Here is an 11,057-nt window from a genome sequence, read left to right as displayed (position 1 = left end):
ATATTCTCAAACACTTTGGCTCAAACTATACAATTAATTTTGCTTAGGTACTTACCTTGTTCCATTAAACTCCCTAGTTCGTACCAAAAACCAAGCTTAATATTAGGAGTCCAAGTGGCATAAGTCCGACTAATGGGTGTATCAGCACGGTTAGTTAAATCACACATAGCTTGACTCTGCTGTAGAGGAGTCATACTAACCATATCTTTAATGGTACCTTCAGCAAACTGCATATTGGCTGCGCCAGGAGCAGCAACAGTAATATTTTTTCCCATCTCTAGATAAGCAAACCAAATCAATGCCAGTTGATCTTCAGCACTGAGTTGCTCGAATCTAGCTATGGTTGCAGGAACTGCATCAGCGGCTAACGTATTAGGAAAAATGTTGCGAGCCGAATCTAGAGTAAAAGGCATTTTATCTTTCCATTTGTGAGGATTTTTGACAGACTAACATTTAGTTCAGTCAGTCATATTCGGAATCACTGTATCATGAATTTGACACACTCCGTTAGCTAATTTATCCAGTGCTGATTTATCAAATGCTAATTTAGAAAATGCAAATCTATCAGGTGTTAATTTAGAAAATGCAAATCTATCAGGTGCTAATTTAAAAGGTGCTAACTTTAAGAATCATGATTTAATTCTACTTCTACATAACAAAATTAAACTCCAGTATTGAGTTCTTTAGCAACTTCTAAATAATAAATAATTGTAATTGTAGTATATAATCTTATGTAGTTTCTATTCATCATCTGTTAAATATGAAAATGTTATCTTTATCCTCTCAAGAAGTAGAAAATAATTTTACTGATACCCTAAATCATGTAGCTTGTGATTTAGAACATATCAAAATTAAACAACCTGGACAAGAACCAGTTTATATTATTCCAGCAAAAGACTATGAACTCTTTATCAAACTATTAGAAGAAGCAGAAGACAGAATCGACATTGAAGAAGCAGATAAACGTATCAATGAAGATGGACAAGAAAGATTGACATTCGAGGAATTTCTTAATGAATTAGAGATTGAAAGTGAGTCTGTACAGAATAGAATTTAATGAAGAAAATTTATGATAAACTATGAAAATATAGCGTTTCTCACACTCATGAGGTACACCCAATATTTAGGTTATAACTCCTGACTCCTAAAACTAGAAAAATTTGTACCTCACAAGTATGAGAACTGCTATAAATATTTCGTCTGTTGGAGTTTTAAATCCTGCCAACTGAAAAGCAGAAAGATGCTGCAATCTTTGTGTGTCAGTTACTCTCCAACCTTTATGAATCAATTCATTTATTTCGCTGTAAAAAATTTCCTATTTTGTGCGTGAAAAAAATAATTTTAAAATCAGTTAGAGTTGAAAATTATCGGTTTTTTCCTACTCACGAAGTCTAGAACTTTACAGTAATAGAGGAACATGAAGATAAAAAAGGCAGCCATCATCGTATAATAAGGATCAATGGAAGATATAACCAATTCTCAATCAAAGACTTAAAAGTAAAGCCTTAACCGTGTCCATAGAAACAGTCACACGATGGTTGTAAAAAAAGGGATCTGACAATTTTTCCCTGAAATTAAACAACCCCTATGGAGTCCCACGGAAGCATGATGAGAAGTACCTCACGAACACAAGGAGATTTAAGTTGGTTACCACAACATCATTAAAAACCACAAAATCAGAAGAAGTTTTCGCTTCAGCCCAAAAACTAATGCCAGGGGGCGTAAGTTCTCCTGTGAGGGCGTTTAAGTCCGTCGGAGGGCAACCTATCGTCTTCGATCACGTCAAAGGGGCTTATGTTTGGGACGTAGACGGCAACCAATATATTGATTATGTAGGAACCTGGGGACCGGCTATTTGTGGTCACGCCCATCCCGAAGTTATCGCAGCCCTTCACGACGCTTTGGAGAAAGGAACCAGTTTTGGCGCGCCTTGTTTGTTAGAAAATGTCTTAGCCCAAATGGTTATTGATGCGGTTCCTAGCATTGAAATGGTACGTTTTGTCAACTCAGGAACCGAAGCTTGTATGTCCGTATTGCGTTTAATGCGGGCTTTCACCGGCCGAGATAAAATCATCAAATTTGAAGGGTGTTACCACGGTCACGCAGATATGTTCCTGGTTAAAGCCGGTTCTGGAGTTGCTACCCTTGGTTTACCGGACTCTCCTGGGGTTCCCAAAACCACTACTGCCAACACCTTAACCGCTCCTTACAACGACTTAGAAGCGGTTAAAGCCCTATTTGCGGAAAATCCCGATCAGATTGCAGGGGTCATTCTAGAGCCTGTGGTGGGTAATTCCGGATTTGTTGTACCAGATGGAGGCTTTTTAGAAGGTTTACGGGAATTAACGAAAGAAAACGGTGCTTTATTAGTATTTGATGAAGTAATGACAGGTTTTCGTCTTTCTTATGGTGGGGCCCAAGCAAAATTTGGCGTAACTCCCGACTTAACCACATTAGGTAAAGTTATTGGTGGTGGTTTACCCGTAGGGGCTTACGGTGGCCGTCAAGATATCATGTCAATGGTAGCCCCCGCAGGACCTATGTATCAAGCAGGAACCTTATCAGGGAATCCTTTAGCCATGACAGCAGGGATTAAAACTCTAGAATTACTGCAAAAACCAGGAACCTATGACCAGTTAGAACAAATCACACAACAGTTAAGCGAAGGCTTAATAAAGATAGCTAAAGAAGCAGGCCATCAGGTTTGTGGTGGGCATATTGGTGCGATGTTTGGCTTATTCTTTACAGAAGGTCCCGTCAGAAGCTATGACGATGCGAAAAAGTCTGATACCGCTAAATTTGGACGTTTTCACCGAGGAATGTTAGAAAAAGGGATTTATCTGGCTCCTTCCCAGTTTGAAGCTGGATTTACTTCCTTAGCCCATACTCCAGAGGATATTGACAAGACTTTGGCTGCAGCCAAAGAAGTTATGGCTAATCTATAAGCAACTAGGGTGGGCATGGCCCACCTTATTTCACCTATTCAGCTAGATTAATACCAACAATACGTCGATTATCGTCGAATATAAACAAAAATTGTCTAATTCCTTTCTGAAATTTGGCCTCTACCACAACGAGATCCACCGCATCTACACCAGACCCAGGGCGCACCGTTATCTCTTCAATGCGCTCATACAGTCCGTTTTCTCGTTGAATAGATTCCCAAGCGGTTTGTAGTCGGGTAGGTAAAATTTCTGTTTTTAAGGAGGGGTGTAAATAGCCTCTAGCCCTAGAAAAATCGTTGACTGAAACAGAATTGAGGACAATTTCGGCAATTTCCTCGATGGAGGCTACATTGGGAAAGTCGATACCTACTATTTCCCCTTCTTTGTTGAAAGTAACCACAAATTGATCGGTTGTTTCGTCGTCAAATTCGGTTTCCACCACCACCAGATCGGCGTTAATGGTAGGAATAACTTTGTAACCAACAATATTCTTTACAGGCCCTGTCAACTCGATTAAATTATTCCAAATTTCCCCAATTTGATCAGCCGTTAGTTGAATAGCCAACTCACGATTTAGTAAGGTTCTAACCTTACCGTAATCTTCTTCATTTAACAATTGAATCACTTGTTCGGCTTTCTTTTTTAACCCCTCTTCATCCACCTGATCCGCCGATTGAACTAACTTAACAGGGGGTGGAGGACTTAATTTGACTTGTGCTTTGACTACCGAGGGACTAACCCCAGTCATCAGGGTTAAAAATAATAGAGAAAGTCCTTTCTGTTTTAGGGATATTAAAGACCCGTTCATATAATTTGTTTACTCCTCAACCATTCAGTTGATTGCTGGTTTAGACACATTCCATCGGTTTTACAGGAGACTGCGCCTAAGTTCTAGAACGAAAACTAGTTTATCTAGGTTCCTTCACGAACACAAATTAGAGCAAAAAATCTTAGTTTTTACTTTTAGAGTGCAGTTCCTAGTGTTAGCAAAGCTAAAAGAGATCCCTTCAGGTATTATTCTGGCGTGGGGACAAAAATCACCAATCCAAGGCAGGGCAAGCTTTCCAGAGAGTTAAGACACTTTTCTAGTTCTACCAAAGAAAAAATAAAAATAATTCCAGTTTTAAGTTTGGTTATAACAAAAATAAAGCCATTTTTACTTTACAGAATATAAAGCTAATTGTCATGATTTTAGAAATTGAGAACAACAGTGAAGCAAATATATCTTTCTAGTTTTGAGGCAGAGGGCAGCAGGCATAAGTTACAGTTTCAGTTTCGCCACTAAATTGAAAATTGCTATTAGAAGATAAATCTTCGTCTTCTGATAAATCTAAGAATTCTTCTCCCCAAAGCTCAGTTAATCTCATTAAGAAATAACTGTTTGTATCCAACTGCTGACTTAAGATTCCTGGATAGTAAGTACCAATTTGGTTGAAATTCATCTTCTAAGTCCTCTTTGTTTTTTATCTTCCTCTACACTATCCTCTTTATTTTCAGCAGAAACAATACCTAAAAAGTTCAGAAAAGTTCAGTAATTTCAGTTTCGGTGCAACAATCAGGTCATCTGAGCTTAAACCAGGATATAAACTGTGGTTCGATGAGGAGGATCTACTCCCATATCCGAACTGGAGAGCAGAAGTTCCCCTATATTTTTAGCTATCTCCAGCTATAGGCGATCGCATTTTTAGTAGGACAGAAGTTCTTTGTTGAGCAACGGATAATTTACAGGTGGATTTTTTCTAACATTCAACACTTGTGTATCTATCCATTTATATAAATCACGACAAGGAGCAGTAGAGAGAGCTTTTTGAACAAAATTGGGGGTCAATTTCATTGTTGATAAACCAATGGTTAGATCAAATCCGCATCTCAAAACCCATTTATAGATATCTCTCTCCCTGCACAAGAAGCAATCCTAACTAGGATCTTTGTGATCTACTGAGTGTAGATTTTCAAGATTGCTGAACTTTTTCCTGAATATTTCTGAATAAACCTGTATTTTTTCTGCTGGTGATATTGGCGATAGTGGAATTAAGAAAGCAAAGAGAACAAACTCTTTTCCGAGCAAACAAAAAATTTAATAAATATAGATTCAATTTTTTTGAGTTTGCATAGGATCACAACTAGTACAGTTTCAAGAAGAAATTTTCTCAGGTTCTTTACTAGCTTGATCGTCTGTTGGTTCTTCAGTAATCTCAACCGCCTGTTCATAGTCTGGGTTAAGCTTAGAAAAACCCCAGGCAAACACTAAAGCGATCGCAGAGATCATTAACCATTGAGGAGGAACTAACTCAGGATTAATTACCCTAACCAATAATCTTAATCCGACAAAACCAACGGTAATAAAACCAGCATCCTCAAGATAGGTATATTTTTTCAACCAACGAATAAATAATTCTGCTAAAAATCTTAGGGTAATCACCCCGATAGTCCCTCCTGCCAAAATTAACCAAAGTTCATCAGCTAGAGCAATAGCTGTGGTGACGCTATCTAAGGAAAAAGCCAAGTCTGTAACGGCAATCAAAGGAATTGTTTGCCAAAGGGAGTTAAACTCTTGACCTTGACCATCATCTTGTTCGCTCTGTTCGGAGGTAAAATGATTAAACACTAACCATAAGAGGTAGCTTGCTCCCAACAATTCAAATTGCCAGAACTTTACTACCCAAGTGGCTGTAAGGATTAAGGACATTCGTAATACATAAGCTACCACCAAGCCTATATTTAGAGCCGATCGTTGTAATTCTGGTTTTTTTAGCCCTTGAGCGATCGCTGCTAGGGCAATGGCGTTATCCGCCGATAATACCGCTTCCAAGATGATTAAAATCAGTAGTAAGATGGGTGTCTTTAGACTGAGGGCGAGAGAAGAGTCGAGAATCTGATCCAACATTCAATATATAGAGATAAATAAGTGCAATCACCAAGGAAGAGACGGAGAAGCCTACTTCATCGTCTTTGTAATCCGAATGGTTCCTTAATTTTATGATAATGTATTTAACAAAATCCCGTCAGATTTCTCAGATTTTTCTTGCTATTCCTAATTGAGTTGCGATCGCAAAATTCCCTTTCCTTTGAGAGATAAACACTCATTATTATATTTCGTAGGTTATAAGAACTTTAAGCATTTTCTCAGTCAATAATTCTGGTTGTTCTACCATAGATAAATGACCACAATTAGCAAGTTCAATAACGTTTTGTCCCTGATACTGAAAAAGTTCGTGAAAACTAGCTAGATAACGAACGTATTGAGGTTCCATCACCGTATCTTTGTCCCCAGAAAAAAAGTAAACTGGTTGTCTCAGACGAGAAACAATGCGAGGTAATAGATGGACTTGCGCTTCTGTGGTGGACTCTAGAAGAGAACCCAAAGCCGCTTGTGAGTCTGCTCTAACTAAATCAATAACTCGTTGCTTACCCCATTTTCGTTCAATAGGACTAGCAACCATAATTCTTGAGAATAGGATATCAATTAAAGGAACACTAGCCAACCAAGGGGGGCGATACTTAACAAGTTGCTGCCCTGCTAGGCGAAACCGCTCGAATTCTTCCTTTAGATAGATGCCGCCTCCTGCATTTAAGCAAAGAACCCCCTGTATTTTTTCAGGGCAAAGATCAGCACCCCATAAAGCGATGCTACCTCCCAAAGAATGACCGATTAACCAGCCCCGTTTAATGTTTAATTTTTCTAGTAATATTATTAAATCTTTAGCGTAAGCCTCTAAAGTATAAGATACTTGTGATGAAGAATCAGTTGAGGGTTGAGAGTCTCCAAAACCTCTTAGATCATAGGTGAGACAAGGATAATCCCTCGATAACTCACTAATTAAAGGTTGCCAATACCGACGGCTTAATAGCCACCCATGAATAAAAATCAAAGTAGGGTTTGAGGTAGTTGAAGATGGAGACGTTAGCTCATAAGCATGAGGAACCCCCAATATATCAATGATTGGCATAAAATGTCTGACTCTTTGATGTTCTCTTTGCTAAAAGTAAGGAGGCTCACACAATCCTGTCCCACACCATTGTAAATTAAAAAGGAACCCTTCTGAGCATTGCCCTTGCCACAGAGATCTATGAAAAAAATTCTAATCCTATTAATTCAAGGCTATCGCAGCTTTATTTCTCCTTTGTTTCCCCCTAGTTGTCGCTTTCAACCAACTTGTTCTCAATATACCCTAGAAGCCATCGAAAGATTTGGCGCATTACGAGGAAGTTGGTTAGGTTTAAGAAGAATTTTGCGCTGTCATCCTTTTCATCCTGGTGGTTATGATCCCGTTCCCCCCGTAACCAAGAAATAAGAGTTAGAATTGCTCAGTATTTTTTAAAGAGTTGGATTCTTAGAAATTTTGAGATTAATTAATGAGAGAATTAAAATAATCAAAAATAAAATCAGTCCGATTGTACAAGCATAATTAATATCTAAATCCTCAAAAGCTCTCTCATAAACATAATAAACAATGGTTTTTGATCGATTTAAAGGCCCCCCTTTGGTCATAATATAAACCTCTTCAAACACCTTAGTTGAAGCAATAGAAGAGATGACAGCAACTAATAGTAAATAAGGACGCATCAAGGGAATAGTAATGTCCCAATGTTTACGCCAACCATCCGAACCATCTATAGCTGCTGCTTCGTATAGTTCTTCGGGAATAGCTTGCAATCCTGCCAAATAAATTACCATATAATAACCCAATCCTTTCCAAATCGTCACTAGCATCACACTCCATATAGCCAATTCTGGACTGGTTAACCAAGGAATTCCCTCGCTTAAGCCAAATTGCCCTAATATTTGGTTAAACAAACCATTAGAACTATACAAAGCTTTCCAAGCAATTCCAGCTACAACCATAGAAATAACAACAGGAACATAGAAAGCTAAGCGAAACCAACTGATTCCTTTTAGTTTGTTGTTTACTAAAATAGCTAACAATAAAGGCAAAATAACCAAAAAAGGAACAACACCTATTAAATATAAAACAGTATTTCTCAGTGTTAACCAAAATACTGAATCTTGGAAAAGTCTTTGAAAATTCTTTAACCCCACCCACTGGGGAGGTTTAGTAATGTCGTATTCGTATTGAGTAAAGCTTAAGGAGAAAGCTTGAATGGCAGGAATAAAAACAGTAATAAGAAGTAACAATAAAGCCGGCAGTAAAAATAAATAGGGAACTAAATTAAAAGATTGGATTGAACTGTTTTTTAGGGCAGTCTTCATAAAATTTTAGCTAATTTATGGGAAATTGTACAAGTAATCGTTGCTAATCGATCACTGGTTACTGGTTACTAATGAGAGAATTTTAACAATAAACTGTCAATTGTTAGGGAAAAATTGGGTACTTATAGGACATAAACACCGTGACCAAATGTTCAAGGGCAACCCATGTCAACAGATTTACTACATAAGGGACTAGAAGCCTTACAAAAACAACAATATTCCGAAGCTGTTGGTTTATTAGGAACTTTTTGTCAAGATTATCCCGATCGCAACTCTAACATTTATGTTCAAGGGTTAATCGCCTTAGCTAGAGCCTATCGGGGTAATGGACAACAGGATAAAGCTATTTCCCTAGCGGAAACTTTACAAAAGCACTCTAACCCAGAAGTTCAAAAATGGGCTAAAAGCTTTTTGTCCATTGTTAAACAAGATCGGATAAACAGCAGCGGATACACTAATGAGCCGGAGTTTACTAAAGTGGCAGGGAGAGCCGCTCAAACTGGCCTTAGATTAATGATGCCCAAAATGGCTGATAACCTTAAGTTTGCCTCTGGGTTTACCATTATTCTCTTATTGGGGATGGTTTTATCCCTATCTTTAGGAGTGTTTTTAATCTTTGATAGTTCCCATCCCTTTTTAGGACTAATAATATCTGTGGTTGTTACTCTGGTGTTTAATGGAGTGACATTTTTTGTGTCTCCTGTGATTATGGATTTTAGCCAAAAATGGCTTTACCAGACTCGTTGGGTGAATTTAGCAGAAATTAAGCGTAGTAGTCCCGAAACAGCCGATATGATTTTACGGGTATGCCGAGAAAGACAACTACCTCATCCCCGTTTAGGTATTATTGATGACGAAAACCCTACCGCTTTTACTTATGGTTCCCTCCCAGGAAATGCCCGTATTGTGGTGAGTAAGGGGTTATTTACTTATTTAGATGAAGATGAAGTGGCTACGGTTTATGCTCACGAATTGGGTCACGTTGTCCACTGGGATTTTGCTATTATGACTTTGGCCTCTAGTTTAGTACAGATTACTTATTTAATCTATTTATTTGCTCGTCGCTGGAGTTACAAAGGTGATAGCGATAATAAGTTAAAAGATGGCTTAAGAATTGCTTCGATTGCAGCCTATTTTTTCTATATTGTTGGCACTTATTTGATGCTTTATTTATCCCGAACCAGAGAATATTATGCTGATCATTTTGCTGCTGAAATAACAGGCAATCCTAACGGCTTATCAAGGGCTTTAGTTAAAATTGCTTATGGGATTACAGAAGAATCGACTAACAATTCACAACCTAGTCAATTATTGGAAGGAACTCGCGCTTTGGGAATTTTTGATAGCAAAGGAGCTACTGCTACTGGGGCAATTTATAGCGGAAATTTTGAGGTGCAGAGGTTGGGCAAAGTTTTTGTTTGGGACTTATTCAATCCTTGGGCGAAATTAGCTGAACTCAATTCAACTCATCCCTTGACTGGAAAAAGGATTCAAGCTTTATGCACCTATGCAGAACAAATGGGTATTGGTTCTCAGTTTAATATGGCGAGGGTTATTAAAGAGGGAAATAAAATCGATAAACAAAAGTTGATGACGAACTTTTTTGTAGAATTGATTATGAGCAATGCTCACATTATTGGTGGATTGTTTGGATTGATTTTTGGATTAATACTAACAATTTCTTTGGGGAATCATCATTTATTAATTAGTTTTACTGCTTTGGGATTTGGGTCGGGATTTATTGTTAGAACTCTTCTGCTATATCCTGATTTTAAGAAAGTCCAAGATACCGATATTCTTACTCTAATGTGCGATCCTTACGCTAGTCCTGTTAGAGGTAAAGTAGTCCAACTGAACGGTAAATTAATCGGTAGGGGAGATGCTGGTTCTATTTATGGTTCGGATCTGAAATTGCAAGATCAAACAGGGATGATTTTCACTCGTTATACTTCTCGTTTTGGTGCTATCGGCAACTTCTTTTTTGGGGCGACTCAAGTAGAAAATTTGATTGGAAACCCTGTAGGAACTATCGGCTGGTTTCGTCGGGGTATTGTTCCTTGGCTTGATTTTATGGAATTATCCAGTAAGCAACAAGACATAAAAAGTTATCCTCGGTTTGGAGGATTAATTACAGGTTTTGGGATTATTATTTTGGGGCTTGTTTTGCCTTTGATCATAATTAGCTAAGTGAGCGGGTAAGGTTTGAGTGTCACCACTCTTCCCTCCCATCCGAAACCCGACGTGGGTAGAGTCGAGGGAAGCTATCATGCTTCGCCCCTCTCTGTGAAATCCGAGCGTGCAAGTTTCCCTGCACTCGGCTTCGGAAAGCCTTGGTCTTTCCGTCCTTTGCTCATGTGGGTATAATGATGACAACTACTATGGATTGCTAAGAGGTTCTTAGGTTTCCAATTATTATGGTTGCCGTCGATGTGGTGCAGTTCTACTTTTTCATCGTTGATGAATTTCAGACCACAATACCCACATGAATGGTTTTGTCGGCGAAGTGTTTTTGCGGTACTTCCATCGTAGAGGACACTATTTCTCTTTGACCAGTAGTTTATATCCCCGTCGTAGGGTGATTTAATTCCTTTGACGTTGGCAAAACTGTTCTCAGAGTAGCTAATGTTTGGAAAGGCTCTTTTAACCAATTCTATTGCTTGGTATCGGTTGATGGTCTTTTGTTTTTTGAACTTTTTAAAGGTTCTCTGACTTAAGTGCCATAGGCTAAATCTTGAACCGTCCATTTTGCAGTATTTATGGTAGTTCCGCCATCCTCTTATGATGGGAGCGAGTTTGATTGTTTTTACCTTCGCCCCATAATTAGAGTTGTTGACGATGTGTTTGACTTTATCAAAAAATTGGGTTTAAAACCCCGTGCTTCTAGCACGGCTTTTGTTGTT

10 protein-coding genes and 3 pseudogenes are annotated in these 11,057 nt (G+C 38.4%); 6 read left to right on the top strand and 7 right to left on the bottom strand.

Features of this window, described 5'->3' with window-relative positions:
* Positions 1-53 precede the first annotated feature (53 nt).
* Positions 54-413, bottom strand: a pseudogene (locus P9B04_RS06405) (orange carotenoid protein N-terminal domain-containing protein); the annotation flags it as partial.
* A gap of 109 nt (positions 414-522) precedes the next feature.
* Between P9B04_RS06405 and P9B04_RS06400 the strand changes: the two are divergent.
* From P9B04_RS06400 to hemL, 4 genes and pseudogenes are all read left to right on the top strand, one after another.
* Positions 523-678 (top strand): annotated as a pseudogene (locus P9B04_RS06400) (pentapeptide repeat-containing protein); the annotation flags it as partial.
* A gap of 88 nt (positions 679-766) precedes the next feature.
* A complete protein-coding gene (locus P9B04_RS06395; protein WP_342054165.1) occupies positions 767-1,057 on the top strand; it encodes a type II toxin-antitoxin system Phd/YefM family antitoxin in 291 nt (96 codons plus the stop codon).
* Between the two features lie 158 nt (positions 1,058-1,215).
* Complete coding sequence (locus P9B04_RS25135; protein WP_446717973.1) at positions 1,216-1,395, top strand: DUF6888 family protein; 180 nt, start codon at positions 1,216-1,218, stop codon at positions 1,393-1,395.
* Positions 1,396-1,643: 248 nt separating this feature from the next.
* Complete coding sequence (hemL, locus tag P9B04_RS06390) at positions 1,644-2,945, top strand: glutamate-1-semialdehyde 2,1-aminomutase (protein WP_342054164.1); 1,302 nt, start codon at positions 1,644-1,646, stop codon at positions 2,943-2,945.
* A 34-nt stretch (positions 2,946-2,979) separates the two neighbouring features.
* On the opposite strand, the gene P9B04_RS06385 is transcribed toward hemL, so the two are convergent.
* The 4 genes from P9B04_RS06385 to P9B04_RS06370 form a co-directional block, all read right to left on the bottom strand.
* The gene (locus P9B04_RS06385) at positions 2,980-3,753 is read right to left on the bottom strand and encodes a DUF3887 domain-containing protein (protein WP_342054163.1); all 774 of its coding nucleotides are present in this window, start codon (positions 3,751-3,753) and stop codon (positions 2,980-2,982) included.
* Between the two features lie 421 nt (positions 3,754-4,174).
* A complete protein-coding gene (locus P9B04_RS06380) occupies positions 4,175-4,387 on the bottom strand; it encodes a hypothetical protein (protein ID WP_342054162.1) in 213 nt (70 codons plus the stop codon).
* A 692-nt stretch (positions 4,388-5,079) separates the two neighbouring features.
* Positions 5,080-5,832 (bottom strand): TerC family protein, encoded by a 753-nt coding sequence (locus tag P9B04_RS06375; RefSeq protein ID WP_342054161.1) that lies wholly within the window; start codon positions 5,830-5,832, stop codon positions 5,080-5,082.
* Between the two features lie 202 nt (positions 5,833-6,034).
* A complete protein-coding gene (locus P9B04_RS06370; protein ID WP_342054160.1) occupies positions 6,035-6,895 on the bottom strand; it encodes an alpha/beta fold hydrolase in 861 nt (286 codons plus the stop codon).
* Between the two features lie 120 nt (positions 6,896-7,015).
* Between P9B04_RS06370 and yidD the strand changes: the two genes are divergently transcribed.
* Complete coding sequence (gene yidD / locus P9B04_RS06365) at positions 7,016-7,240, top strand: membrane protein insertion efficiency factor YidD (RefSeq protein WP_342054159.1); 225 nt, start codon at positions 7,016-7,018, stop codon at positions 7,238-7,240.
* 23 nt (positions 7,241-7,263) lie between these two features.
* Here yidD and P9B04_RS06360 read toward each other — a convergent pair whose 3' ends face one another.
* Complete coding sequence (locus P9B04_RS06360; protein WP_342054158.1) at positions 7,264-8,157, bottom strand: carbohydrate ABC transporter permease; 894 nt, start codon at positions 8,155-8,157, stop codon at positions 7,264-7,266.
* A 165-nt stretch (positions 8,158-8,322) separates the two neighbouring features.
* On the opposite strand from P9B04_RS06360, the gene P9B04_RS06355 reads away from it, so the two are divergent.
* Positions 8,323-10,344 carry a zinc metalloprotease HtpX gene (locus P9B04_RS06355; RefSeq protein ID WP_342054157.1) on the top strand — a complete coding sequence of 674 codons (2,022 nt, stop codon included), beginning with the start codon at positions 8,323-8,325 and terminating at the stop codon, positions 10,342-10,344.
* Between the two features lie 77 nt (positions 10,345-10,421).
* Here P9B04_RS06355 and P9B04_RS06350 read toward each other — a convergent pair.
* Positions 10,422-11,003, bottom strand: a pseudogene (locus P9B04_RS06350) (HNH endonuclease); the annotation flags it as partial.
* Between the last annotated feature and the right edge of the window lie 54 nt (positions 11,004-11,057).

Origin of the sequence: Crocosphaera sp. Alani8, from assembly GCF_038442745.1 — a bacterium.
Classification (GTDB): domain Bacteria; phylum Cyanobacteriota; class Cyanobacteriia; order Cyanobacteriales; family Microcystaceae; genus Crocosphaera.
Note: the sequence above shows the minus strand (reverse complement) of the source record. Positions and strands in the feature narration are given on the sequence as shown.